This window comes from Ralstonia soli (genome assembly GCF_023955655.1).
Lineage (GTDB): Bacteria > Pseudomonadota > Gammaproteobacteria > Burkholderiales > Burkholderiaceae > Ralstonia > Ralstonia soli.
The window spans coordinates 22,249-48,540 of sequence record NZ_JAMXHT010000006.1; the positions used below are offsets into that span (position 1 = coordinate 22,249).

The 26,292-nt window shown below is 59.0% G+C and carries 21 protein-coding genes and 2 pseudogenes; 7 read left to right on the top strand and 16 right to left on the bottom strand.

The window, feature by feature from the left end; genetic code table 11:
* The first annotated feature begins 108 nt into the window (after positions 1-108).
* On the top strand, positions 109-1,101 hold the full coding sequence (locus tag NG900_RS16020) for a LysR family transcriptional regulator (protein WP_252682238.1): 993 nt from the start codon (positions 109-111) through the stop codon (positions 1,099-1,101).
* Positions 1,102-1,264: 163 nt separating this feature from the next.
* Here the strand turns inward: NG900_RS16020 and NG900_RS16025 are convergent.
* Positions 1,265-1,711 (bottom strand): annotated as a pseudogene (locus NG900_RS16025) (integrase core domain-containing protein); the annotation flags it as partial.
* Here NG900_RS16025 and NG900_RS16030 point away from each other — a divergent pair.
* Positions 1,705-1,947, top strand: a pseudogene (locus tag NG900_RS16030) (integrase core domain-containing protein); the annotation flags it as partial. The pseudogenes NG900_RS16025 and NG900_RS16030 overlap by 7 nt on opposite strands.
* 335 nt (positions 1,948-2,282) lie before the next feature.
* Here the strand turns inward: NG900_RS16030 and NG900_RS16035 are convergent.
* The 3 genes from NG900_RS16035 to NG900_RS16045 are packed head-to-tail and all read right to left on the bottom strand — an operon-like array spanning position 2,283 to position 5,731.
* Positions 2,283-3,440 carry an NAD(P)H-dependent flavin oxidoreductase gene (locus NG900_RS16035; protein WP_252682240.1) on the bottom strand — a complete coding sequence of 386 codons (1,158 nt, stop codon included), beginning with the start codon at positions 3,438-3,440 and terminating at the stop codon, positions 2,283-2,285.
* A 16-nt stretch (positions 3,441-3,456) separates the two neighbouring features.
* Complete coding sequence (locus NG900_RS16040; RefSeq protein WP_252682242.1) at positions 3,457-4,494, bottom strand: 2,5-dihydroxypyridine 5,6-dioxygenase NicX family protein; 1,038 nt, start codon at positions 4,492-4,494, stop codon at positions 3,457-3,459.
* A 46-nt stretch (positions 4,495-4,540) separates the two neighbouring features.
* Complete coding sequence (locus tag NG900_RS16045) at positions 4,541-5,731, bottom strand: FAD-dependent monooxygenase (protein WP_252682244.1); 1,191 nt, start codon at positions 5,729-5,731, stop codon at positions 4,541-4,543.
* Positions 5,732-6,014: 283 nt separating this feature from the next.
* Here NG900_RS16045 and NG900_RS16050 point away from each other — a divergent pair, with 283 nt between their 5' ends.
* The 3 genes from NG900_RS16050 to NG900_RS16060 all read left to right on the top strand — a co-directional run bounded on the left by NG900_RS16050 (position 6,015) and on the right by NG900_RS16060 (position 9,883).
* Positions 6,015-7,652: an AMP-binding protein gene (locus NG900_RS16050; protein ID WP_252682246.1), complete on the top strand. Its 1,638-nt coding sequence runs from the start codon at positions 6,015-6,017 to the stop codon at positions 7,650-7,652.
* 249 nt (positions 7,653-7,901) lie between these two features.
* Positions 7,902-8,738 (top strand): MBL fold metallo-hydrolase, encoded by an 837-nt coding sequence (locus NG900_RS16055; protein ID WP_252682267.1) that lies wholly within the window; start codon positions 7,902-7,904, stop codon positions 8,736-8,738.
* 95 nt (positions 8,739-8,833) lie between these two features.
* Positions 8,834-9,883: a porin gene (locus NG900_RS16060; protein ID WP_315862376.1), complete on the top strand. Its 1,050-nt coding sequence runs from the start codon at positions 8,834-8,836 to the stop codon at positions 9,881-9,883.
* 74 nt (positions 9,884-9,957) lie between these two features.
* Here the strand turns inward: NG900_RS16060 and NG900_RS16065 are convergent, their stop codons facing one another.
* The 5 genes from NG900_RS16065 to NG900_RS16085 all read right to left on the bottom strand — a co-directional run bounded on the left by NG900_RS16065 (position 9,958) and on the right by NG900_RS16085 (position 16,002).
* Entirely contained in the window at positions 9,958-10,923 is a 966-nt protein-coding gene (locus tag NG900_RS16065; protein WP_252682271.1) for a LysR family transcriptional regulator, read from the bottom strand.
* A gap of 131 nt (positions 10,924-11,054) precedes the next feature.
* Positions 11,055-12,080 (bottom strand): Bug family tripartite tricarboxylate transporter substrate binding protein, encoded by a 1,026-nt coding sequence (locus NG900_RS16070; RefSeq protein ID WP_252682272.1) that lies wholly within the window; start codon positions 12,078-12,080, stop codon positions 11,055-11,057.
* A 46-nt stretch (positions 12,081-12,126) separates the two neighbouring features.
* Positions 12,127-14,202: a tripartite tricarboxylate transporter permease gene (locus tag NG900_RS16075; RefSeq protein WP_252682274.1), complete on the bottom strand. Its 2,076-nt coding sequence runs from the start codon at positions 14,200-14,202 to the stop codon at positions 12,127-12,129.
* A gap of 22 nt (positions 14,203-14,224) precedes the next feature.
* On the bottom strand, positions 14,225-15,109 hold the full coding sequence (locus NG900_RS16080) for an alpha/beta fold hydrolase (protein ID WP_252682276.1): 885 nt from the start codon (positions 15,107-15,109) through the stop codon (positions 14,225-14,227).
* A gap of 92 nt (positions 15,110-15,201) precedes the next feature.
* The gene (locus NG900_RS16085) at positions 15,202-16,002 is read right to left on the bottom strand and encodes an alpha/beta fold hydrolase (RefSeq protein ID WP_252682278.1); all 801 of its coding nucleotides are present in this window, start codon (positions 16,000-16,002) and stop codon (positions 15,202-15,204) included.
* A 1,211-nt stretch (positions 16,003-17,213) separates the two neighbouring features.
* On the opposite strand from NG900_RS16085, the gene NG900_RS16090 reads away from it, so the two are divergent.
* Both NG900_RS16090 and NG900_RS16095 read left to right on the top strand, forming a co-directional pair.
* Positions 17,214-17,834, top strand: coding sequence for an ROK family protein (locus NG900_RS16090; protein WP_252682280.1), 621 nt, complete (start codon positions 17,214-17,216; stop codon positions 17,832-17,834).
* A gap of 1 nt (position 17,835) precedes the next feature.
* Positions 17,836-18,216: a hypothetical protein gene (locus NG900_RS16095; protein ID WP_252682281.1), complete on the top strand. Its 381-nt coding sequence runs from the start codon at positions 17,836-17,838 to the stop codon at positions 18,214-18,216.
* A 46-nt stretch (positions 18,217-18,262) separates the two neighbouring features.
* Here NG900_RS16095 and NG900_RS16100 read toward each other — a convergent pair whose 3' ends face one another.
* The 7 genes from NG900_RS16100 to NG900_RS16130 all read right to left on the bottom strand — a co-directional run bounded on the left by NG900_RS16100 (position 18,263) and on the right by NG900_RS16130 (position 26,289).
* Positions 18,263-20,077, bottom strand: a complete 1,815-nt coding sequence (locus NG900_RS16100) for a methyl-accepting chemotaxis protein (protein WP_252682283.1) — start codon at positions 20,075-20,077, stop codon at positions 18,263-18,265.
* Between the two features lie 120 nt (positions 20,078-20,197).
* Positions 20,198-21,160 carry an amidohydrolase family protein gene (locus NG900_RS16105; protein ID WP_252682284.1) on the bottom strand — a complete coding sequence of 321 codons (963 nt, stop codon included), beginning with the start codon at positions 21,158-21,160 and terminating at the stop codon, positions 20,198-20,200.
* 79 nt (positions 21,161-21,239) lie between these two features.
* On the bottom strand, positions 21,240-22,139 hold the full coding sequence (locus tag NG900_RS16110) for an alpha/beta fold hydrolase (protein WP_252682286.1): 900 nt from the start codon (positions 22,137-22,139) through the stop codon (positions 21,240-21,242).
* 70 nt (positions 22,140-22,209) lie between these two features.
* Entirely contained in the window at positions 22,210-23,091 is an 882-nt protein-coding gene (locus NG900_RS16115) for an alpha/beta fold hydrolase (RefSeq protein ID WP_252682288.1), read from the bottom strand.
* A 113-nt stretch (positions 23,092-23,204) separates the two neighbouring features.
* Positions 23,205-24,002 (bottom strand): substrate-binding domain-containing protein, encoded by a 798-nt coding sequence (locus tag NG900_RS16120; protein ID WP_252682290.1) that lies wholly within the window; start codon positions 24,000-24,002, stop codon positions 23,205-23,207.
* Between the two features lie 50 nt (positions 24,003-24,052).
* Complete coding sequence (locus NG900_RS16125; protein ID WP_252682292.1) at positions 24,053-24,991, bottom strand: SMP-30/gluconolactonase/LRE family protein; 939 nt, start codon at positions 24,989-24,991, stop codon at positions 24,053-24,055.
* The gene (locus NG900_RS16130; protein ID WP_252682294.1) at positions 24,988-26,289 is read right to left on the bottom strand and encodes an MFS transporter; all 1,302 of its coding nucleotides are present in this window, start codon (positions 26,287-26,289) and stop codon (positions 24,988-24,990) included. Before NG900_RS16130 ends, NG900_RS16125 begins: the two co-directional genes overlap by 4 nt.
* Positions 26,290-26,292 lie beyond the last annotated feature (3 nt).

The window sequence follows — 26,292 nt, forward strand, 5'->3', positions numbered from 1 at the left end:
ACCTTGTGCGGCTCGTCATGCCGTCTTGGGCAAATTGTCGAGGCCTCCGTGACATTTACAAAATTTATTGTTTAAATACGGAACATCCACTGTGTAAATGTCACATGCATGCGTCTGAACAAACTGGATCTGAATCAACTGGTCGTCCTCGACGCCCTCCTCTCCAGCCGCAGCGTGGGGAAAGCCGCCGAGCGGCTCTTCCTGAGCCAACCGGCGACAAGCTGTTCGCTGGCGCGCCTGCGCGACTATTTCGAAGACGAGTTGCTCGTGCCTGTCGGCAAGACGCAAGTGCTGACGCCGCTGGCGATGGAGCTCAGCAAGCCGGTACGGGATGTACTGCTGCAGATTCAGGCGATTACCCGCGCGAGGCCTTCGTTTGACCCAGCCACGTCGACCCGACGATTCACGATCGAATCGTCTGATTACGTCATCAGTGTATTTTTGTCGGAGGTGGTCCGACGGGCGGAAAAGCTGGCGCCGCTGATGCAGTTCGACCTGCGTGCGATCAGCCCGCAGACGCCCGAGCACCTCGAAAGCGGCGAAGCGGAGTTACTCATTTCGCCCGAGTTCGCGATGGTGCCCGGGCACCCAAACGAACCGCTCTTCGAAGACTCGTTCTCTTGTGTCGTGTGTGCTGCGGATTCCACTTATGGTGGAACCCTGACGGAGGAACAGTATTTCGCAGCGACCCACGTGAGCATCGAATGGGGCGGCGGGCGGCGCGTCACGTTCGATGCACGCATGATTTCAACGGGCAAGCGGACCCGGCAACAAAGCGTGATCGCGCCGAATTTCACGCTGGTGCCTGAGTTGATCGTCGGGACATCCAGAATTGCCACGCTGCCATCGCGCCTTGCACGCCAGATGGCGGCCCGTTTCCCACTGCGGGTCATGGCATGTCCGATTGCCATTCCGACCTTCTCGGAAAACCTGCAATGGCACAAATACCAGGAGCGCGATCCCGCAATCGCATGGCTCCGAACGTTGCTCAAAGAGACTGCGGCCAGCCTCAGTTCTACCGCTGAACCTGAGAGAGCGGTCAAGCAGGAGCGCCGTATGTCGACACGCAAGCGGAGACCAGTACCAGCAAGCGCGAAGTAAGCCTGCTGGCAACACGGTGATCGTTCAGCGCTAGCACTATGCCAAGTCGGGCTTTACCAGACTGCTGCGTCACTTGAGAGACTCCGAGCTGCCGAGGATCGTGAAGTCGAACCCGTGACCTGCCCCCAGTAACAAGACCAAAGGGCATCTAGTAGAGCCCCGTTCAAGTTTGCTCCTGGACGGCAGGGGCCACCGCTGTTGCTCGATACCGCGCTGCGAATTCTGCAGGCGGTTGGCAATTCAATACGCTGTGTGGCCGCGCCTCGTTGTAATCCTGGCGCCAGGCTGCGATGAGAGCGCGTGCATGGCAAGGCTCGTGAACCAGTGCTCGTTCAGGCACTCATCGCGGAACCGCCCGTTGAAGCTCTCGATGTAGGCGTTTCTCCACTGGCTTGCCGGGCCGGATGAACGACAGCGTGACGCCCGCTTCGTAGGCCCATGCGTCCAGCACCTTACCAGCGAACTCCGGACCGTTGTCCACCGTGATGGACGCGGGCAAGCCTCGCATCTCCTTCAGCCGTTCAAGCACTTGCTTCACCCGCAAGCCCGGCAACGAGGTATCAACCTCGATGACCACGCACTCGCGCGTGTAATCGTCGACCACGTTCAGGCAAGCCAACGGATAACGCATTCGTGGAGTCCTTCAATGGCACGCTTCGCGACGAATGTCTGAACGCACACTGGTTCACGTCGCTGACGGACGCCAAAGAGCAAATTGAGCAGTGGCGGGTGGAATACAACGAGAATCGGCCTCACAGGGCCCTAGGCGAAGTGTCCCCTGCCGAATACGTCCGTCAGTTGGGCCTGCAGGCCCAACTGACGGACCAACAAGAAGCCGAAGACTAACGTTGCTGTTGGCACTGAAAACCGAGGCCGCTCACTTCGGACCGGACTCTACATCGTCAGCGTACTAATCTCCGGGGGCAGGTCATCACGACAGCAATGCCGCGCGCATTTTTCGGTACCCAACTGAGCGATAGCATGAGGGTAACTCGGTTGTCAGTCTTGCAGTTGGCCGGCTGCACCACCACAGTCCGCGTAGTACCGAGGCGCTCCTGCATACGTCGATAATCATCGACCGTCGCATTCAACGGCAGCGACGTCTGCTGCGGGAATGTCCTTGGACAGTTTCCCTTGCCCTTTGCCTACATACTTGTACCCGGCGGGCGCTCCAGGATGCATCAAAGGCTGCCAGCGAGTCGAGAAATTGCTTCCGCCGCATCTTTTACGAGGTCCTCGACAATTTGTTGTGCTGGCCTGGCTTTTGTCAGTAGCCCTCCGCCGATACCGCTGGGATTGCTGTGTAGGTCCCATCGTCCGGCAGCTGCCGCTGCCGCATTGAAATCATCCATCAACACCTTTTGATACGGATTTGCGAGCGGTTCCAAGCCGGAGTCTTCCCATGCTTTGATCGTCGCGTTTCGGAAACCACGCATCGGACTACCAGAGTAAATTCGGTCGCTGCGAAAATCTTCCAGGCGGCCTTTCAGAATCTGCGATTTGTGCTCGGCCGGAATATTGCACTCCTCGGCAACCAGGAAGGCTGTCCCTATCCAGACGCCGACCGCGCCGAAAGCTAACGATGCCGCAATACCGCGCCCGTCGCTAATGCCGCCGGCCGCGATGACGGGCACGGGAACCGAGTCGACGACATCAGGCAGCAGTGCGAAATTCGGGATTCGACCTACATGACCACCCGCCTCCAGACCTTGTGCGATGACAAGGTCAGCACCCGCTGCTGCGTAACTTCTTGCTTGCTTAGTGCTCGTAGCCAGGCCCATCACAAGCATTCGCTTCTCGTGTGCTGGTCCCGCAATCAGCTTCAGGTCGCCAACAGCACCGGCGAATACCTGCACGTCCTCCTCGAGGACCACGTCGATTAGGCTACGAGTAAGCTCGGCGCGTGAGCCCCGGAGTCCCGCATCCGTACCATCCGCTGTAGCAGCGCCTGACACGGCAATTCGGCTGTCCAACTCAACCAGTTCAATGCCGAATCCCTTTGCGAGGTCGCGTACAAAGGCCACATGCTCTGGAAACTCTTTCAGGATCTCTTGTCGAATCCGGCTTCTGTCCAACTCCGCTTTCGCTGTGGCTTGTGGCAGAACGAGATTGACGCCAATCGGCTTGGTGGTCAATGCTCTAACCTCTCGGATAACAGTGCGTAGCCGTGCAGCGGAAAGGCCCGCCCCTCCGATAACGCCCAAACCGCCCGCTTCCGAGACTGCCGCAACGAGGGCCGGAGGTGTTGCTCTCCCTTGAGACCCCATTCCAGCGAGGCATATTGGATAGTTGATATCAAGCAGTTCGCACAGTCGCGTCCTGAGATGAATGTTTGTCATGTAAATCTCCTAGATGTCACGACCGCGCCAGGATCTCGTCCGCTTCGCTCAACTCGTCGGGAACAATGAGAACTCCATGATCAATCACGAGGACCTCATCGACATACACGCTGTGCTCAATGCATACGGCGTCCGGGTGATTTTCTCCCCCTCCCTCCTCCCACCATGGGGTGCCAAACCCGATCGCATCGCTACCGCGCACGCGAATGTCTTCGTTGAACGATTTCCCTGTGAAGCGCGCCCTCGGATGAAACCCGTGGGAAAAGTGGATGATTGAACCAAGCCCACCAGCGCTCGCCCTTCGCAGCGCCGCTTCGAAGACTTTTCGGTGACTACCTCCACCAGCAACGCTACGGATAGGGCCATCCACATCAATGGTAAGCGGCTCATCTAAGCGCGCATACCACTCATGGAAGACAGCATTCACCACCACCTTACCCTTTACAGATGCGGGGTCTGGAATCATGACCGTTGAGCCAGGAGGCGACGTGGTGCCTGGCACGGACTGGCGTCGCAACTTTCCCGCCTTGGGCTTTCCAAGAACAAAAGTCACATCAGTCCCTTGATCATTCACTACCCGGCAGCGCTTTCCTTCCGCCGCGGCAATGAAGCTGTCCAATCGCGTCTGGACTGAGAACAGCCGATCAAAATCGAGATCTCCGAACAATCGAATGAGCCCGTCCGCCCCAAGGTCGAGGATGTTCACGGACCTCATGCGCCCCTGAGACAATGCCTCTGCGTGAGCCGCGGACCCACTGATGTATGGGAAGGTGAAATCAACCCACACGTCACAACTCTTTAGTCCTGCGGATACCGCTTCCGTAAGGTGCGGATCCGCCAGCTTCCCCTGATATGGCAACTGAGGAATTGTCAGAATGCACACCTTTGCACCATGAACGCGTGCTGCCTGCGCGACGGCGAGGACGGCAGTCATGTCGGTGCATAGGTCAGCGGTAAGCAGCACCTCCTCGTTTGGAGATAGGCGCAAATAGTCACTGAGCAGAAAATCTGCGGCTTGGGCAAGCGACGTTGAATCAAATTCTCTCTTCATCATTTTGGACTTGGGTGGTTCTTCATATCAGATGGATATGCGGCCGCCGTCAGACATGGACTGCATTCGCGTCGTACTCGTAAATCCAGTCATACCAGTCGCCAACTTTGCTCGGAGCCCAGTGCTGCGAGATGTAGTCGACTGCCGTATTAGGGTTCGCAAGCGCCTCGTTGTGCCGACGCTTGGATTGGGCCCAAGATTGATCAACGACCTTCTTCGTGCGTGGCTGGCGAAGGCTTTCGTACCAACCCAACGCGAGCTCCCAATCGGGAGCATATTTCTCGACGCATCTGGCGAAGACAACCGCATCTTCGATGGCCATGTTTGCACCCTGGCCCAACGATGGCGGCATCGCGTGACAAGAATCGCCCAAGAGCGTAATCCGCCCCTTCGACCATGACTTCTCTGTCTCGTAGAGGTATGACCCCCATTTGTATGGGGTTTCGATATGAGAGATGATGCTACGAATGTTCGGGTGCCAGCCCTCGAAATCCGCCAGGCACTCCTCGATGGAGCCACTCTCCGTCCACGAGTTGGTATGCCAGTTCGGCTTCTTGACGGTCCCCACAAAGTTGAATAGCTCGCCCTTGTGAACGGGGTACATCGTCACATTGCCTTGTGGCGAGATCCAACTGCTGGCGACGCCACGCTCTCGCTCCGGCACCTTCTCAATCGGAATCATTCCGCGCCAGAAGATGTTTCCAACGTACTGGGGCTTTGGAGTTCCATGGAGTTGTTCGCGAACCGCTGAGTGGATGCCATCTGCACCGACCAGCATCTGACCCGTTGCCGTCATGCCGTTCTCGAACTTGGCCACCACCCCACTGGACGAGTTGAACACGTCAACGCACCGATACCCTGTCCGCACGGCGTCCGCTTTCCTTTCCTTCACGGCGTCGAGCAGCATGGTGTGCAGGTCGCCGCGATGCATCGTTAGATATGGGGCACCGTAACGCAGCTCTGATGTGCTGCCCTGGTTCTGCAGCGGCCACGCCTGTCCAGTGTTCCAGAGGCGCAACTCACGGTCGCGAGATAGAACACCTAGTTCGCGAATCTGAGACTCCAAGCCGAGTGAGAAGAGAAGCCGCGTACCGTTCGGGCTGAGCGTGAGACCAGCCCCAATCTCCTGCAGATCGGGAACGCGCTCATACACCTCAACGTCGTGACCGCGGTGGAGAAGGGCCAGTGCCGTGGCAAGTCCTCCAATGCCACCTCCAATCACCAAGGTTTTGCTGTCCATACACTCATCCTTTTTTGTTCGGTGCTCGAATAGCGTCCGACGACTGGAATGAGTCTAGCGATGCCGCAAGTGGAGGAGAACGTACGCTACCTCGCTAGCAGCTATACAAAAATTGCGAGGTCCATCCACGACAGCTATAGCTGGTATCGAATAGAGCCTGTAGTCAGCAGATTCAGAATCCATAGAATCCGTAACACCACTCGGATTAATGCTTATACCTCCGGACTGGCATCTGAGCTCCGCAGCCGCGGCACACACCCCGCCCCCACTCACAGGACATCACATGGCGTTGTCAAACTCCCTCTTTCTCGACTATGACATCCGAAAATTGACGATCGGAGAGATTCTTGAGAAGCGCGCAGCAGAAATCGGTGACAAGGTCTATCTGACCTACCTGGAAACCGGGCGCCAGTACACGTATGCGGAAATCAACAGCATCACGAACCGCTGGGCCAATAGCCTGATTTCCATGGGTATTGGGCGCGGCACTCATGTGGCCGTCATGATGGATAACTGCGCAGAGCAGCTTCTTCTGTACTTTGCCCTTGGGAAAATTGGTGCGGTGACAGTCCCGATCAATACCGCATCTCGTGGGGACCTGCTTAAGTATTACTTGGAACTGGCGGATGTCGAGGCTGTATTTGTCGACCTGACATTGCTCGATCGCATCACCGAAGTGCGCGCCGAACTTCCGAAGCTGACGAGGGTGATTGGGACCCCTACCACGGCTGCCGACGCCGAAGCAGAGAAACCGGACGGGTCATACATCCGATTCTGTGCTCTCGATGATGGCGCTGATGCTCCACCGACGGAGCGCGCTGTTTACTCCGACCCTGCGTTCATTGCCTTTACATCCGGAACGACCGGTCCATCCAAGGCCGTGATCTTCGGCCAAGCGGCAATGCTTCTGACAGGGCTCAACTATGCGCGAAGCTACGGCTACGCCAATACTGACGTCTACTACATCTGCCTCCCCTTGTTTCACGCTAGCGCCCTGCGAGGAGCAGCATATCTGTCTCTGATGTCGGAGGGCTCAATCGCTCTTACACGACGATTTTCGGTATCTCGCTTCTGGAGCGACGTCAGGAAAGCGGGGGCAACCACGTTTAATCTGCTTGGCTCCATGGCGAACTTCATCTGGAGTACACCGCCGTCTCCGGAGGACAAAAACCACAACGTTCGATTCTGCCGCGTCGCCCCTGTGCCGAAATTCGCTCGGGAGTTTGAGGAGCGCTTCAACGTGCGCTTCGTGTCGACCTATGGCTTGACGGACGTCGGTGCACCAGTTTCTTACACACTCAATGACCCACGAGAGAAGCTCGGCTCGTGCGGACGTGCACGTGACGGCTGGGAAATCATGATTGTCGACAGCGAGGATTTCGAAGTCCCACGGGGTGAAGTGGGAGAAATTGTGATTCGCTGCAATGTACCCTGGCACACGTCGTCGGGGTACTACAAGATGCCTCTGCAGACGCTGGCAATGATCCGGAACGGCTGGTATCACACGGGCGATCTGGGTTACATGGACGAGGACGGCTATTTGTATTTCAAGGACCGCGCCAAGGATTCCATTCGTCGCCGAGGAGAAAACATTTCTGCCTGGGAAGTCGAGCAGACCATCCAAAATCATCCCGCAGTGCAGGAGGTAGCCGCCTACGCTGTGAAGTCGGAGCTGAGCGAAGACGAAGTGGCCGTCAGCATTGTTTTGCGCACCGACCAACAACTCAGCGAAGTCGCTCTCATCGAATACTGCGCGTCGAAGATGGCCTACTTCATGGTTCCTCGCTTCGTGCAGTACGTCAACGAACTTCCCGTCAATGCGAGCCAGAAGGTTCTCAAGGTCAAGCTGCGTGAAGCAGCACAGGAAAATCCGGAGCTACTTTGGGACCGGGAGAAGGCAGGCATCGAAGTACGCAGATAACTTCTCTGCCCCGTCGATACGAGGTGGTTATACGGCCCAGATTGGGCCGTTTTTTTTTGGGGGGAGACTATCGTCTTCAATCTGCTCTAAAAACGTCCTCCAGAAAGTCGGAGATTGATGTGCCAGAGCAGCTTCGCATATCAGCAATCCAGTTCCATGCCTATCTCACCATTGAGCCCTCTGGCAATCTAGTTTCCACAGCCACAGCACCCTGCGCCGGCAGTTGCGCGGGAAACAGCGCAAACCAAGATGACCATTTCCTACTCGACAGAACCAGAGCCAACCCGCGCTCGGGCAGAGCTTTTGCTGCCGGGCATCCGCCGCATCGTGGCGAACAATCCTGGTCCGCTCACATACCACGGCACGAACACGTATCTATTGGACCACGCAGAAGGCACGGTAGTGATCGACCCTGGGCCGGCAGAAGATTCAGCGCATATCGATGCCATTCTTGCGGCAACCCCGGCTCAGATCACGAAGATTCTGCTGACTCATGCACATCGGGACCACATCGGGGCGCTGGATGCCTTGGTGGCAAAAACGGGGGCCACAACATATGCCTTCCGATATCCAGTCGAACAGGGATTCCAACCCGATGTGTCGCTTGCCGATGGCGACATAGTCGCTGGCCTAGACGTGCTCTATACCCCGGGACATTGTTCGGACCATCTATGCTTCGCCCGGCGCGATGGCATCGTCTTCACTGGAGACCATGTCATGGGCTGGTCTAGCTCGTTCGTGGCCGCACCGGACGGAAGCATGGCCCAGTATCTAAGCAGCTTGGCGCGCCTTTTGGCCAGAGATGACAACTGCTATTTAGCAGCGCACGGCCCTGCTCTCTACGACCCGAGAGCCTACGTCTCCGAGCTGGTTGAGCTGAGGCGACGAAAAGAAGCAAGCATCCTGGACGCGCTTCGCAGCTTCCCCCCTATTTCGATCGAGGATCTTCTGCGGATCTCGTATCCCAAAGCGGTCGATCCCCGTATACGACGAGCCGCGCAGCGCACCCTTCTCGCCCATCTCATCAAGCTGAAAGACGACGGCACCGCTCAACTGATTGATGACCTCTGGTCGATCAGGAGATAAGCCAACGGGCCTCGCGTCGCTCTGACGCAGCTTTCGCAAGACATTGATTTCAACGTAGCACCACAACCACAACGTACTTAAGGGAGCGTCCTGTCGTGAAATCACATCGAAAACCCCTAGCACTCCTGCTGTTGACGGGGTCGATATCTTGCGCAAGTTCGGCAATGGCCCAGAGCTCGGTCACGCTCTACGGAGTCGCTGGTACCAACATCGCTTACACCAGCAACAATAGTGGAAAGACTGGCACCGGCAACCTTGTTTCGTTAAACAGCGGAGGGCTTTCATCGCCGAGGTGGGGAATTCGGGGTTCGGAAGCGCTATCAAGTGACCTCAAGGCGATTTTCCTTCTTGAGAATGGCTTTTCCAATGATACGGGCGCGTTGGGAGACTCTACACGGCTGTTCAACCGCCACGCGTATGTTGGCCTCTCCACCAGTGCCTATGGAACGGTCATCGCTGGTCGCACATCCTCCACGATGTACGACTTTATTCTGGACTTCGCCCCCCAAGCATATTCAACGACCTTCGAGCCGTACAACAGCCTCGCGTCGCAGCGAGTCGACAACGCCGTGAAGTACACCGGCGACTTCGGCCCAGTTCGCGTTGGAGCCTACCGGTCGTTTGGTGAACAACCCGGCGGCATGCAAGCGAATAGCGCGTGGGGTGCGGCAATTGAAGCATCGGCTGCAAACCTTTCCGGCACCGTCGCTTTCGACACGCTCTTTGGAGCGCCAACCGCCCAGGGATATACGGCCTCAAAGAGGCTTGGGGCCGCCGTTTCGTATGAATTCTCGAAGACATCGATCATGGCCGGCTATCGCTGGGGACAGGACACCAGCGCAACGCGTGCAGTGACGTTCCGAGACAACCTCTGGTGGTTCGGCGTCAGGCAACAAGTCTATGGCCCGTTGACCTTGATCGCAGCCTACTACTACGATGACGTACGCGTCCAAAACGGTACCAATCCCCCCAATCCCTGGCAGGCAGCGGTGTCAGCCATTTACTCGCTTTCAAAGCGGACCGACTTGTACGGGTCGGTGGCCTACGCAAAGAACGCTGGCCTTAACTTCACCAGCGTGGCGAATCTAGACAACCCGAACATTGGCCAAACGGGCGTGGCGCTTGGTATCCGACATAAGTTCTAGCAGGTAAAGAGCCACCGGTCCGCGATAAGAAGTAGCGGACCGGTAGCGTCCCCCAATGAGGTTGCGCATAGGCACTACTCGGTTTCAATACCACTAAGATCGTCCTGAATGCGGTTGAGGTTGCAGTCAACAGTCCCCCTGAGCACACCGGATTCCACAAACCTCAACGCCTCTGCATGAATGACCCGAAGGAGCGAGCGCGCTGCAGGGGAAATTGGCTGGTTGAGCGGTGTTGCAGCGACCAAAAGGGCTCGCATATCAGGTGATGCTATCTTCCTTGCGACCAGCCTGCCCATGCGAATCTCGCGATGCACGGCTCCAAAAGGCAAGATGGTGGCTCCCATGCCGGCACCCGCCAACTGCCGAAGTGCTGGAATCGAGTCGACTTCCATCACGATATTGAGCTTGATGCCAGCCTGCTCGGTTGCTCGCTCGATTACACGCCGTAGTCCATTCTCCGGACCAGTTAGAACCAGCGGCATGCCCTCCAGCTCGTGCAGTTCTACATCTCGATCTGCTGGCATCTCGCGATTCTGTATCAGAAATAAGTCTTCTAAGATCAGCGGTGCCGCGTTCAGATTGCGATTTCGCGCGGCATCGTAGAGTACCGCGACATCAAGAAGCCCCTCCTCTATCCATTCGCCCAACGAGCTACTGAACCCTTCCTTTACGCGAAGACCTGCGCCCGGACAGACCTGCCGGAAGTGCATAGCAATGGGTGATACCAGAGTGGCCCCAATCGATGGGGGGACACCGAGAGTTACGCGCCCTTGCGGTGTTCCGCCGCTTTCCACTAGCTCCCGTTTCACGTCTTCCAATAGGCACAGGATCGTGTTGGCTGTGTTCTGGAGCTGCACGCCGGCATCCGTCAAGACGACGCCTCGGCCGTGGCGGTAGAACAGCTCATGCTTAAGTTCTTCCTCGAGCTTCCGAATATGGCGGCTCAAGGATGGCTGCGCCATCCCGATGGTTACCGAAGCCCGAGAGAAGCTTCCTGCCTTGGCTACTTCAACAAAGTAGCGTAGTCCTGTGATGTCCACCTTGCCTCTCCTCTATTTCGGAATATGCACATCTTAGCCACAGCTGGGCAAAATGAAACGAGCTGCCGATACACCAAAAAATCGGTGCGTGCGGCAGCTCGCGATTGAGGCTTCTCGCGTTACAGCATGTCCTACTTGCTCACCCGGATCGCTTTTGCCCGCGCAATCACGTCCGGACTGAACTGATCGGTTCGCGTGAGCTTCTGCAGCTCCGCCCCGCTCATCGGATCAAACCAAGTGTGCGATGTCTTGATCTCGGCAAGTAACGCGGGATCTTTCAGCATTTCATCGAAGGCATCTCGGAGGATCTTGATGCGTTCAGCGGGAACACCCGGGGGCGCGGTGATGTGTTGACCGAGCGTAACCGCCGTGAGGAAAATATTCAGGACCTCACGGTCTTTGGGTGAGCTAACGAATTCGGTTACAGCAGGAACATCAGGAAGTTGGCTGCTTCGCGTCGGCGTGTACTGGACGAGAAACCTCACTGCTCCGTCCTTCAGCCAGCTCGGTCGGAGCGAATACAGCGAATTGATACCGATCGTCGCACCATCCGCCTCGCCACGCTCTGCGGCGAGAATAGTGGACGCCGAGTCCCGGTATCCCGAAACGAATTTGAATTTCGTGCCGACCAGGTGATTCATGACGTTGGGAAAGACTTGAACCAACGAGGCCGGTGCCGTCGTTCCCAGCACCGTCTCTGTGCTCTTCGCATCGGCGATCGACTTGATCTTGCTATCGCTCGACCGGACGAACGTCAGATTAATCCCACTAGCAACGCGGCCGATCATGTTGAACTCAGCCGCCTTGAAGGAAACCCCAGGGCTTCCCAGCAAGTCCTCTACGATAATGTTTGCCGGCAGCTGCCCCAGCATTGTGCCGTCTTTCCTACCCTTTCGGTAAAGGTAGTTCGCGGCGGCGAGGCCGCCGGCACCAGGCATGTTTTGGGCAACCACGTTGGGGTTACCGGGAATGTGCTTCCCTAGGTGACGTGCAACGAGGCGACCAATGTAGTCAAAACCCCCGGGGCCGGATGCAATAACAATTTCGATGGTTTTCCCTTGGTAGAAGTTGGCATCGGCAGCGATGGCTGGTGCGGCTGCAGCACAAGCAGCAATCAAGCAAGCCCGGCCAGCAAGGGCGGTGAACAAAATCTTCATGGCAGTCTCCTTTCGCAGGTGTAATACCTGTCTATATGTCTGCAAGTTACATCGATGGAATGACACCTTTTAGGACAGGAATCCAGTCTCCGACGAAAGACCCTGGCCATGGGATAAGAAGAAGCCTGTCAAACACCAGGTAGACAAATAGTGTCGTGCCAATCGACAGCATTGCGGTCGTCCTCCAGCTCTCCCTGCCCTCCAGCCGCATGTAAGCCACAATGAACAGCGGTACCGTCGGAATCAAACCTATGAGTGCCATGGACGTCATAAACAGCAGAATCCAACCGAAGAAGATGGCGGAGCGAAGCAGCACCGTACGCTGGCTGAGATTCTCGAAGTTGCCGCCGACGTCCATATGGATCTTGTCGGGATTGCCCGTCGTCACGGTCGATCTGAATACCTCGTTCAACAACGCGATCGAGCAGAAGGAAATGGCAGCTATGCCAACGATCATCGGAATAATCTTTGCTGCAAAATTCCATTCTATTGTTTGGCTCACAAGAAAGGCGAACGCGCAGAGCATCACCACATGGAGCCAGTTGGTGGCCCGCCAGTGGGGCTTGGAGAAGCCAGACAGCATTCCACGGATACCACCATGTGCACGTACGTCCTGATACAGCGGACCCAGGATCGCGAACGCCGCCAGCAAGAACAACGCCGCCACAACAGGTCGCGTGATCCAATCCATTCCGTAGCGCTCGATTGAAATAAACATATACCGTTCAACGATCGAACCCAGAATGAATCCGAGTACAAGCGGAGGACGTGGCCACTTGGCATGCTTCAAAATCGAACCCAACACACCGAACACGAACAGCGAAACGAGATCCCCCCAACTGCGCTGCCCTTCGAATGCGCCAACGAAAACGAAGCAGAGGACCACTGGCAGAATCAAGGTGTAGCGCAGCGTTGCAAGCTTTGCAAAGTGGCCCGAGAACAGGAAGCAAAGGCCGGACCCCAGAATGTTGGCTAACGCAACGCTCCAGATCATCGCGTAAGTGAGATCCAGGTGTTTCGTCAGCATTTCCGGACCGGGAACCAATCCGTGCATAAGAAAAGCGCCTTGCAGCAGCGCCATACCTGCCGAGCCCGGTACACCGAACACGATGGCCGGTACCAGGGCTCCACCTTCGCGCGAATTGGCCGCGCTCTCCGCGGCGATAACACCACGGACATCCCCTTTGCCAAATGTCTTGGAGGCATCCTTCTCAGTCTTCAGTGCGTGGCCATAGGAAATCCACTCGATGACTGAAACGCTAATTCCCGGCACGGCTCCAACTACGGCACCAATCCAGGAGCACCGCAAAATAAGGAACCAATGACGGAAGCAATCTCGCAGACCATCCAAAAGCCCCGGCTGGAGCACTCGCCGCCATCCGCGACGCTGAGCCAAATCAGAGCTAGACGTTGGAACCGCGTCACCCACGAGGCAGGTACGGCTGACTGCCAAGTCACAGAGCTCCGGCAGCGCAAACAGACCCAATGTCAGCGGGACAAGTGGCAGGCCATCCAGAAGATAATCTAGGTCCCATGTCCAACGATCCGTAGCAGTCTGCGTATCAGGTCCAATCATCGCCAGCATTACGCCAAAGCAGGCAACCGTGAGACCGCGCAGAGGCGTCCGACCCGAAAGAACTGCGACGAGAGACAGTCCCAGTACTGCCATCGCCAGTAGCTCTGGCGAACCGACATAGAGGATGGCGGGCTTGATAACGGGGATGGCAACCCCCATCAACAATGCGCCAAACAGCCCTCCCAGCATTGCGGAGAAATATGCCGCCCCCAAGGCTCTTCCGGCTTCCCCTCGCTTTGTCATTGGGAAGCCGTCTAGCGTGGTTGCCGCCGAAGCAGCCGAACCGGGCGCTCCAAGCACGATGGCGGAGATTGGATCTCCAATGGTAACCGCTGAAAGTAGTCCCAGCAAAAGAGCGATAGCGGTTGCGGGGTCCATGGCGAACGTGAATGGCAGCAGAATCGCCACCCCCGCAACTCCTCCAATCCCCGGAATTATCCCCACCGCCAAACCAATCGTCACGCCACCAAACAAGAACAACAACCGATGCGGCTCAAGCAGCGTAACCAACGCCGCCCCTACCGCTCCAAGCACATTCGCATCCACGCCATCTCTCCTGAATGATTGACTAGCCGGGCAAGCTGCTACCGTGGCGCCGGCGGATCAACGAGGCTTCAACACCAATAAACGAGCGAATCAACCCGTTGAACTCTGCTGCGCGCTCCCGGAATACCAGGTTGCCAGCCCGGTTAACGATTCGAAGATGCGCGGATGGCTGCTTCTCTAAGAGAAGCCCATACAAGGAGAACGCATGCTCGATCGGGATAATCTGGTCTTGGAGACCCCAGATAAGTTGTATAGGCGCAGGGAACCCTTCGTCCCGAAATTTTGCGAAACATACCGACTTCGCTCGAGATATCGACGCCTTCATCGTAACCACCGCCTCAGGCGCCAAGTCTTTTGTGGCACTCACGGAAGCTACGTCTTCTAGGAAGGCCCCCTCTCCAATATGAGTCTCTGAGAAGGACATCCTTTCCATAAGCCATGCCTGTCCATGGCGATCAGCACTAGGAGAGGGACATCCCGCGAGCGCGAGACTGGCGATCCCATCCCCCGTCGGAGCGGCCCGGGAACCGACCAACGTCACGGAGGAAACGCGCGCCGGCGATGCATACGCAAGATTCAAGGCAATGATGCCGCCTTCATCGTGCCCAACGAGGTGCACCGGTCCAGGGCATACGACGTCGGCAAACTTACTAGCATGCTTTGTCATCTGCTCGATGGTTACTACCGCATCAGGCGCAACCCGCGTATGACCCATACCAAGAAGATCCGGAGCAAGAACGCGAAACTCCTCACCAAGCGCGTCTAGATTCCGCTCCCAGATGAAGGCGTTTTGCCTCAACAGGCTCGCAGGTGTTCCTCCGTGAAGAAAGATCACCGTTTCACCAGTTTTACCTGCACTGACGTAGCGCGTTGAGACTCCGTCCAAATCAACCGTACAAATTTCCAAGACGCTCACCCATTGAAGTATGCGAAAGACTGCTCGACTACCGCGGACTGCTCAGAGCAAAGACACAAGGCCCTGATGGCCGTACATTCCCGCTAGTGCGCATTTCTTTTTGCAAATCGCATCAACAGGTCGTTGAAGTGTTCGGGATGCTCACGAAATGGGTGGTGCCCGGCCTCGTTGATGACTGACATGGAGCTCTGACGTTCGTGAGCAGCAATCATCCTGAAGAGCTCCAGCCCGCGGCTGACAGACGCCGTCCGGTCGTTCGCTCCCCAAATCACTTGGGTGGGCCGGCCTAGTCCACCATCGCCTAGCCATTGCAAGAGTTCCCTTTTCAGCTGCGCCAGCCGCGGAAGGAAGATGCCCTCCTTGACGCCACCCTGCATGATGCGAACGCCCTCTTTGTATTTAGGTAAGTTCAAGACTTCAAAACCCGCTTCGACGTACTCGGGTGTGACTGAGGCCGATGAGAATGCAGACCGCTCCATCACCCACCGCTGGCTCTCTCGCGTGTACGGCGGGTAGGGGCAGCCGGCCAGATTGACGTCTGTCATGCCCACACCAGGGGACAGCGTGCTGGTATTGATTAGCGTGCAGGTACCGACCAGATCTGGTCGAAATTTGGCGATCGCCACAACCGGAAGTGCACCGGCGGACTGACCGACAAGATGAACGTTCTTCAACCCGAGCTTGTCGAGAAAAGCGATCAGGTGTTCAACGACCGCTTGCATCGTGAAGTCATCGTGAAGCGGATTTGCTGTATGGCCCTGGCCCAGCTTCTCTACAGCGATTACATGGAATGCGGTCGAAAGCGCATCGAAATTCCGATCCCAAGTCTGCACAACCGAGGTGGCTGTCGGATTCCCGAAGTGGCCTCCGGTGATCAACAGCATGGGCGGGCCCTCGCCCTTCGCAAAGTAGCGAGTCTGAACCCCGCCTACGTCGACCCAGCCCGGCTCTACACCCATTGACATGTCACACTCCAAAAAGGATTCCCCGCACTAGGAAGGCAACTTTCTGCACCAAACCAGGCCATCTATGGGGTGCCAAGCGAAGAAGCTGCGTTTGTGCTTTTAATCACTCTACTGGAGGCAACGCTCTCGAATAAGGCGGATGGAAACCATAGCCGCTATACAGCAATTGCATAGGTGCAGGCCAAGGGGCACCCGGGGATGCCGCAAATCACGTCGCAGGAGACGTGATTTGGACCCGCCCGCGCCGCGAGAGGAGCGGCCATTTCAGGGTTTACTCGGTCCGGCCGCTCATCTCCCAGACAGACAATGTGTGATGTCTCTGGTAGAAACTAGGGCGCTCCGCTTTGCGACATGCCTCGACCTCGTCCAGCGCCATTACCTCCTGCATGTGTACTTGGGGATACCGAAGACTTGGCACACGCAACTTGGGGGGGCCATCCTGACTGCGGCTGGCGCCCAGGGTAGACAGAGCGCGCCGCCGTACCGACGAGGCAGAAATCGCTCGCGCAATACGACGTGTCGCGCGAACTGTGGTGTGGCCCTTACCAAGGACTAATTAGGCTGCCTGGGCTACGCAAGTGGACGGGATACTTCGACCATGCGCTCATCAAGCAGTTGTTCGTAACGTTCCACCAGCAGGGAATGCCACGCCACAAGATGCTTGATTACTTTGAGCAGTACCCCGAACTGCCTCGCCCTTCCTCAGGCTCGCTCCGAAAAAACGGGCCGCTGCCATACCAAGTTTCTCAAGATGATCCAAGCAGATTTTCAGGAGGGATGGGCGCCTGAATATAAGCCATGCGAGCCTGGATAGCCCGGACGCTTCGCCAAGAGCAACGCATGGCCACCCCAACTCGCAAGGGACTACCCTCCGGCACCCCAAAACCTCGTCCTCTCGACGTCAACTATCGGCCCACCGAAGTCCTGCACCCTGACCCGCGAACCGCACGGTTGCACAGTCCGCGCCAGCTCCGGCACCTGACCGGGAGCATCCAGTCCTTCGGCTTCAACGTACCGATCCTGATCGACGCCCATAATCGCGTTTTTGGCCGGCCACGCCCCCTGCTAGCTTCCCAAGAACTAGGGCTACGGCAGGTTCCCAGCATTCGATTGGAGCACCTGTCAGCCGCTTGACGCAATTTGCGCGCGGCAAGCTCACGCGCTTGGTCATCATGCCGCCGCCGTGTAGCCTAAAGACCCAGTGCGCGAGCGTGAGCCTTGTCGTATGGCTGCTCGGTCAGCCCAGCCAGCAGATTGAGCTGGTACGCGACGCGGCCTATACGACTGGCGTGTCGATCAATACCGACTCCATAGCGCTGTGCCTTGCCGACCTGGGCGCCAACATCCTTGAAGAGAGCCTGGTCCCCAAGCCGCCCACACAGCGCGATGCGTCGCTCACCAAGCTGAACGATGAAGTCGGGCAACTCCTGAAGCGCAACAAAGTCCAGCGTGAACATGTGATCGGGATCGGCTTCGCCATGACCGGCTTCTTTGTCGGCGGCGGCAAGCAAGTGATCGCGCCAAAGCCACCACGGGATTGGTCGCTGATCGATCTGGCACCGATCTTTGAAGCCCAGTTCAAGCTGCCGGTCTGGATCGAGAACAAGCGACCACCACAACCATTGGCGAAAGCCTGCTGGACACCGGCCTGTGGGCGCGCAACTTCCTCTACCTGTTGTTCAACCACGGATTCGGCAGCGGCTCTATCATCGATGGCAGGCCGTACTTCGGCTCGCACGGCAACGCGGTGAGATGACCATCTTCACTGACGCGGAGGTCGAGCGACGGCCCACGCTGCAGTTCCCGATCCATGAGTTGCGCGCGAATGGCGTCGACGTCGCTTCGGTGGAAGATTTGCGCTGCCGCTTCGATCCGGCATCGCCGAGTGTGCAAAGCTGGATCGCTCGGACACTGCCCGCGCTGGACCGTGTCATCAATTTAGTGAGCGGCCTGATCGTTCCAGAAGTCATCGCCTTTGGCGGCCAGCGGCCACCCGAACTCGGAAGCATGTTGATCCAGCGCCCTCGATTCTGGGAGAAGTACCGCTACGGCGTTGTCCCTCCAAGGCCCAAACTCGTGCTAGGGAGGCAAGCGGCAACGCAGCCGTCATCGGCGCTGCCCTCATGCCCTTGAAAGCGCGCTTCTTTGAGTGAGCAGCGTTGCCGACCGGGTAAAGAAACTACGAGCGGATTTCTCCCAAGCTACGAATCGCCACGTTCAGGTTGTGGGCCTGTTTTTCAAGCGATTCCGCAGCGGCGGCAGCTTGTTCGACCAATGCGGCGTTCTGCTGGGTGACCTGGTCCATCTGGTTGACGGCCCGGTTGACCTGTTCGATGCCGCTGCTCTGCTCTTCCGACGCGGCCGAAATCTCGCCCATGATGTCGGTCACGCGCTTCACCGCGTCAACGATCTCAGCCATCGTCACGCCGGCCTGATCGACCAGCGTCGTGCCGTTGGACACGCGGTCCACCGAGTCGCTGATGAGCGACTTGATCTCCTTGGCCGCACCGGCCGAACGCTGCGCGAGGTTGCGCACTTCGCTCGCCACCACGGCAAAGCCTCGGCCCTGCTCGCCCGCGCGCGCGGCTTCCACCGCGGCGTTCAGCGCCAGGATGTTGGTCTGGAAGGCAATGCTCTCGATCACGCCGATGATGTCGGCGATTTTCTTGCTGCTCTCGTTGATGCCGCCCATGGTCTGCACGACCTGGCCGACCACGTCGCCGCCGCGCGTGGCCACGTCCGATGCCGTCACGGCCAGTTGGCTGGCCTGACGCGCATTGTCGGCGTTCTGCTTCACGATGCTCGTCAGTTCTTCCATGCTGGAGGCGGTTTCCTCTAGCGAGCTGGCCTGCTCTTCCGTGCGCTGCGAAAGGTCTGCATTGCCGGCAGCGATCTCCTGCGCAGCCGAACGCACCGAATCGCTGCCCAGGCGGATCTGCTGCATCACCGCCGTGAGCTTGTCGGCGAAGGCGTTGAACGAGCGGGCGATCTGCGCGACTTCGTCCTCGCCGTCAGCGGGCAAGCGCTTGGTAAGGTCGCCGCTGCCCGAGCCGATATCGTCCATCGCATCGCGGATCATCGACAGGCGGCGAAACGCGCGTGCCGTCATCGCGCCCACGATGAGTGCGGCCACCACGGCCACGCCCACCAGCGCGCCAGCGGAGGTCATCACCAGCGAGCGCATGCCGGCGGTGGCATCGGCCTTGTCCAGCGCCACCACGAGGCCCCAGTCGGTGCCCTTCACGCCCTGGCGATACAGCAGCTTGGTGGCGCCATCGATATCGACCGCTACCGGCTTGTTGGTCTCCGTGCCCTGGGCCAGCGATGTCAGCGTGGCTTCGTTCAGGCCGGCCGACAGATCGGTCGCGGGCTTGAGCGTGAGCTTGTCGTTCGGGTGCGCGACGATCTTGCCCGCCGCGTTGACGAGAAAGCCGAAGCTGGCGGGCGTTGGGTGGATGGCCTTCACGTTGGCAATGACCGTATCCATCGAAACCGTACCGACAACGACACCCTTCAAACTGCTATCGCGCAGGATAGGGACCGCGAAAGAAACAACCAGCTTGCCGTTGAGCGCGCTGATATAAGGTGAAACCACGATAGGTTTCGCGGCAGCCACAACCTCCCTGTACCAAGCACGTGCTGTGGGGTCGTAGTTGGCAGGCACCCCCTCTGGATTGGAGAACTTGTAGGATTTATCCGGGTAAACAACGAATACGTTGATGAACCCACCTGCGTCGGCGACGGCCTTAAAGATGCCGAGTGGATCAGCAGAGAGCGCCACGTCCTGAAGAGCGAGCACCATCTGCATCTTGGACGTAATCCAGTCGTCGATTCCCACGATGTGACCGCGTCCAACGGATTGCACTTCTTGCCGAATTGATTCGTCGTTGTAGGAGCGGGTAACAAAATAGTTGAGGATGCCGGTAAAGGCCAACGCGCCGACTACGATGCCAAGGCAAGTCAGCAGAATGCGGGGACGGAGAGAGGTAAGCACAGCCGGTGTTTCCTGAAGATGCTATATCCGCGGTCGTGCCGTAGTGCGCAGGCTCGATACGCACTCAGCGTGGTCTAGGAGGCGATGCCGAGACGTACTGCGGTGATCAGTCGAAATCCGCTACGAAGGCGAGAAACCATAAAGGTGGGAAGGGTTGACCACAAGAATCCGATGGCGAATCCTTTCGTCCGGAGCCCATGTCTGCAGCAAGTCGAACAACGCAGCGTCGTCCGGCTTGCGTGCCTTCTCGGTAGGATGGGGCCAGTCACTTCCCCAAACCATGCGCTCTGGAGCAGCCTCGATAAATGATCGCGCAAGAGAAACAGTGTCCTCGTAGCCGTCATCGCGTGATCCAGCGGTATTCAGATAAGCACCCGACACCTTGACCCATGTCCTGCCCTTATCTAACAGCCGCATCAAGACTTGGTGCGCCGCACTGCCGAGCACTGGGTGGGGTAAGCGAGCCATGTGGTCGAAAACGGTGGAGCACGGCAGGCTGTGTAGCAATGCTGCATTCTCGACGATGAGATCCGCACGCATCTGAAGTTGAATATGCCAGCCGAGCGCATGCACTCGCTGCGCCAGCGGCGCGATCATGTCGACTCGAGTTGACGCATGTTCCGGCTGAAACAATGAGAAACGGATTCCGCGAATTCCGCCCTCGTGCATGCGTTGCAGCTCTCGATCTGTCACTTCCGGGGTCACGACTGCAATACCACGCGCATTTTCTATCCCCAACTGAGCGATAGCGTCGAGTGTGACCCGGTTGTCAGTCTTGTAGTTGGCCGGCTGCACCACCACAGTCCGCGTGGTACCGAGGCGCTGCTGCACACGTCGGTAGTCGTCGACGGTCGCATTTAATGGCAGCGAGGCATCCTCATTCAAAATGGGAAAGCGGCGGCTGTAGATATGGATGTGTGAATCGCAAGCCAACGCCGGCGCGATGAGCGAGGGGCGATCAATGCCAGAGGAGTTTGGAAACGCGTCTGGCAAGCCCGCCTTGGCGCCTCTAGCCACTGCCAAACTGCCAACGCCAAGAGCCGAGATGCCCCGGAGGATGGTGCGACGTATCTGATCCGCCATGTTGCCCCCATGTAATGGCGTTGCCGGGAACCGTGGAGGCAAATCACACGACCTTCCTCCACATGCCAGGCAATCCCGATTACTGCTTGGTGGGTTCTGCGTACACGCGCTTCGCAAACGTGGCGATCGCATCCGCCATCGCCTTGGGCTGTTCCGGGGCAAAGGCATGGCCGGCGTTCGGCACGACAACGACGGTCACGCGATCGCCCAGCATCGATTTGAGAACCTGCGAGAAGCGGCGCGGCGCCACGGCATCATGTTCTGCCTGCAAGTCCAGGATCGGCGCGGTGCCGGCCGCAAAGTACGCATCCACAGGTGTCACGTTGCGAGCGTGGGACTCAGCCTCATGCGTCTCTTCGTGCCAGCCACCGAGCCACACGCGCGGGTCATTGCCGGGCGCGAAGAATGCCTTACGCAAGTATTCCAGGCGCTGCTCTTCCGAAAGATGCATATCACCCGCACCGTCGATGGCTTGGCGCATCTCGGCATTGATCGGCTTTTCGGTCGAGCCCGGCGGCACCTTGCCGGCGGAAGCGGCAACCAAGACAACACCTCGCACCAGCTCGGGGCGATCCACGGCCACCATGCGTGCCGGGAAGTTGCCCCAGGCATGCCCGACCACAACTGCCGGCCCTTGCTTCTCATGCTCGATCACCGCAGCCACGTCTGCGGCAAAGGCGTGCATGTCCAGATTGGTCATGGGCCCCTTGCTCTGACCGATACCGCGCGGCTCAGGGCGCAACACGCGGAAGCCATCGGCGACGAGCCGATCTGCGACCTGGTCGTAGTCGCGCCCCGAACGGCCCAGCGACGGCAGGATAACGATCAACGGCCCTTTGCCCTGCCGCATCACCTCGATCTGCACGTTGCTGTACTTGACCAGCTCACGATCAATCTGACCGGCATCCGTGGCTGCCAGTGCAGAAAAGGAAAGCATGACCGCAGCCAGTGCGGTACAGCCGTACTTGATCAATTTCATGATGTTCTCCTTGGTGTGGATAGGCATGCCGCGCGGATGCGTCGACCTGCGTGTTGTTGTGTTGACTGAATCAGGACGCGCCCGCGTAGACACGTCGGGCGAAGCCCGCGATGGCGCGGCTCATCGCTGCGGGTTGCTCGGGCGCCATGGCGTGCCCGGCATTGGGAATCACCTCCACCGTCACGCGGTTGCCCAGCATGGGCTTGAACACGTTGGGCACGACCACGGCGTCGTACTGCGCCTGGAGATCGAGTATGGGCACCGTGCCGCCGGCAAAGTACGCATCCACAGATGTGACGTTGCGGGCGTGGGCCTGTGCATGGTGCGCATCGGGATACCAACCACCCAGCCAAGGCTTGGGGTCGTGGCCCGGAGCGAAGAACGCTTGACGCAGATATTCCAACCGCTTCGCCTCGGGCAGCGCGAGATTGCCGGAACCATCAATCGCCTCGCGCAGCCGGCCATAAGGCTTCTCGTTGGAACCGGCCGGCAGCTTGCCGGCCGAGGCTGCAGCCATGACGAGGCCGCGCACCAAGTCAGGCCGATCCACCGCCAGCATGCGCGCGGGCTGGCTGCCCCAGGCGTGCCCAACCACGACAACGGGGCCCGTCTTTTCCTGGTCGAGCACGGCAGCAACGTCGGCCGCAAACGCATGCATGTCGAGATTCGCCATCGGGCCCTTGCTCTGGCCAATGCCGCGCGGTTGCGGCCGCAGCACACGCAGCCCTTCAGCGGCCAGCAGACGCGCCACCTCGTCGTAGTCTTCAGCGCCGCGCCCAAGCGACGGCAGGATGACAACCGTCGGGCCACGCCCTTGGCTCAGGGTTTCGATCTGCACATCGCCGTGGCGCACGAGCGTCCGCTGTACTTCTGGACCGGTTTGCGTCGACGTGGCGCACGCGGACATCATCAGAATCAATGCGGCGCCAAGAACGTACTTCTGCAACGTCATGGTGTCTCCTTTTTTCTCTCGGGACATGGCCCGGTTGTTATTGTTTCGGGCAACAGTGGCCCCTCGCGGCTGGCAACCAACCGCGATGCATCAGACAACGGCAGTGGATCGGGTTATTTAGCGGGAATCGGATCGAGCCCCGTCTGAACGAGCTTGGCAGCGACTCCCGGCGATTGCAGATACGTGATGAGACCTTCAGCGGCCTGGCGCTCCTTGGCATCCTTTGCCACGGCAACGGCGATCACGCTGGTTTTCTGCACCTCGGCGGGCAATGGGCCCACATACTGGATGCCGTCGAATGCGCGCAGCTCGCTGATCTGCTGCAAGCCCAGATCCGCCTCGCCCCGCTCAAGCGCCGAGCCGACCAGTTCCTTGCCCCGGATCAGCACGCTCTTGGCTTTCATTTGCTCGGCAATCCCGAGACGCGCGAACAGCGTGCCGGTGATGTAGGTACCGCTCGCCCCTTCGGAAAATGCCACCGACTTGGCCGCCAGCAACGTTTGGCGCAGATCGCCGACGGTCTGGATATTCGGCTTGGGCAAGCCCTTGCGCACTGCAACGCCCACGCCTGATGCCACCAGGTCAACGCGCGACTCCGGAATGAAGCGCCCTTGCTTCACTTGGTCCGTCAATGCGGCGCCGATCATGAAGCAGACGTCCATCGGCTCGCCGTTCTTGATGCGCATCGGCAAGGCGTCTGGCGAGGTGCCATAGGACGGCCCCCACCCGATGATCAGATGGTTGCCCGACTGCTGCTCGTACGCCGGGATGACCTTCTCAAAGGCTGCATGTAACGCGCCGGTCGCCAGCACGTGGATATCAGCGGCCCAGGCGCCACTGGTGGCGGCAATAAGCGGTATTGCACAGAGGCTGCGCACTGCAAAGCGGCGCATGGTGGAATGGAATGGCATGTGTTGTCTCCTCGTTCGTTATTGGTGTGTGCGGGTGTGGGGTTGCAGGGCTAGACCGCCCCGCGTGTGTTCACGTACAGGGCATAGAGTGATGTGGTTGACGCCATGAACAAGCGATTGAGGTGTCGCCCGCCGAAGCACAGGTTCGCGCAGCGCTCCGGCAGTGCGATGTGACCGATGGCGGCGCCGTCGGAGGCGAACACGCGCACGCCATCAAGCTCCGCCGACCCTGTGCCCCAACCGCACCAGAGGTTGCCGTGCACATCGACGCGAAAGCCGTCTGGAGCACCGTCCGCCGCATCAATCAGCACACGGCGCTCGCCAAGCGCATTGCCGCCGACCACGTCGAATGCCAGGATCTCGCGCGGCCGCGCACGCGATGCCACCACATACAACGTGCGCTCATCCGGCGAGAACGCCAATCCGTTGGGGCCGAGCACATCGTCGGCAACACAGTCTAATCGTCCGCATGGGTCGATCCGGTAGATGCTGGCCGGCAACAGCGGCTCGGCAATCTGGCCCATGTAGTCGCTCACCAGGCCGAACGGCGGATCGGTAAACCACACTGCGCCGTCGCTGGCGACCACCACATCGTTGGGCGAATTCAGCGGCTTGCCTTCAAACTCGCTGGCCAGCACGGTGATGCTGCCGTCGTATTCCGTGCGCGTAACGCGGCGCTTGCCGTGCTCGCAGGCAATCAGGCGGCCTTGCCGGTCGCGCGTCAGGCCGTTGGCCTTGTCTGAGGGCGCGCGGTATGTCGCCACTACGCCGGAGGCCTCGTCCCAACGCAGGATGCGATCGTTGGGCAAGTCGGTCCAGTAGAGTGCCCCTGCGTCGCCAAACCAGACGGGGCCTTCGGCCCACCGGCAGCCGGTCCACAGGCGCTCGACCTTGGCGTGCGGCAAACGGTAGTGCTCAAAGCGTGAGTCCAGGATGCGCACGGCAGGGTCAGGCGTGCGCAGGCTGGGTTGCCACCCATCGTTGCTCATCGCTGGCCCTCCTTGACGCGGCTCAGCAGCACCAGAGAAAGCAACGTTGCGAGAACCAGCATGGTGCCCATGCCGATCAGCCCCGCCTTGAACGAACCCGTTGCGTCTTTCAGCCAGCCCACCATGTACGGGCCAAACAACCCGCCGAGGCTGCCAACCGAGTTGATGAATGCGAGTCCGCCCGCAGCGGCCTGCTTATCCAGAAACGTAGCTGGAATGCTGTAGAAGCACGTGCGCACGGACGACAGCCCCACCACCGCCACCGTCAACCCGAGCATCGCCGGCACCAGCGCATCGGACGCCACTGATGCAAAGAAGCCCAACGCCGCCACCGCACACGTGATCACCAGATGCAGAACATAGCGCTGCGTGCGCGCCACCACGCGTGCCCAGCCAAGCATCACCAGCGCGCCAACGACATAGGGCAGCGCCGTGGCGAAGCCCACCTGCGTGTTCGACAAGTGATGCGTCTTGAGAATGGTCGGCATCCACACGCCAATGCCCAAAATGCCGATGATGTAGCTGAACAGGATGGCCGTCAGTAGCCAGACGCGTGCGTCCTTAAGCGCGGGCCCGAGGCGATGCTCGACAGCGGCGCTGCGCTCCCGCTCGATGGCCGACACCAGGGCGGCGCGCTCCTCCTCTGTCAGCCAAGTCGCGTTGTCGGGACGATCGGTCAGCATGCGCAGGCACAGCACGCCCAGCACGCAGGCCGGCAGCCCCTGCAGGATGAACAGCCATTGCCAGCCATGCAGCCCGAGCCAACCGTCCAGCTCCAGCATCGATACCGATAACGGCCCGCTGAACACCGACGACAACGGAATCGCAGCGAGGAACCAGCCCATCATGCGCGTGCGATAGCGCGACGGAAACCACAGCGTCAGATAGAAGATGACGCCCGGAAAGAACCCCGCCTCCCCAATGCCGGCGAGCAGGCGGATCGCCGCATAGCTGTTGGGGCCAACGGCCAAGCTTGTGCCCGCAGCAAACAGGCCCCACGTGATCATGATCCGCGCCAGCCAGCGACGCGCGCCGTAGCGATACAGCGCCAGGTTGCTCGGCACCTCGAACAGGCAATAGCCCACGTAGAAGATGCCTGCCGCCAGGCCAAACTGGGCGGCGCTCAAGCCCAGGTCGCGGTTCATGGTCAGTGCCGCGAAGCCGACGTTGGTCCGATCGAGGTAGTTGACGAAGTACGCGATTGCCAGCAGTGGCACGAGGCGCCACGCGGCCTTGCGACAGGCGCTTTGTTCAGCAGAGTGCCCTGCCTGGGCGGCATCGATAAACGTGGCTTGCATGGC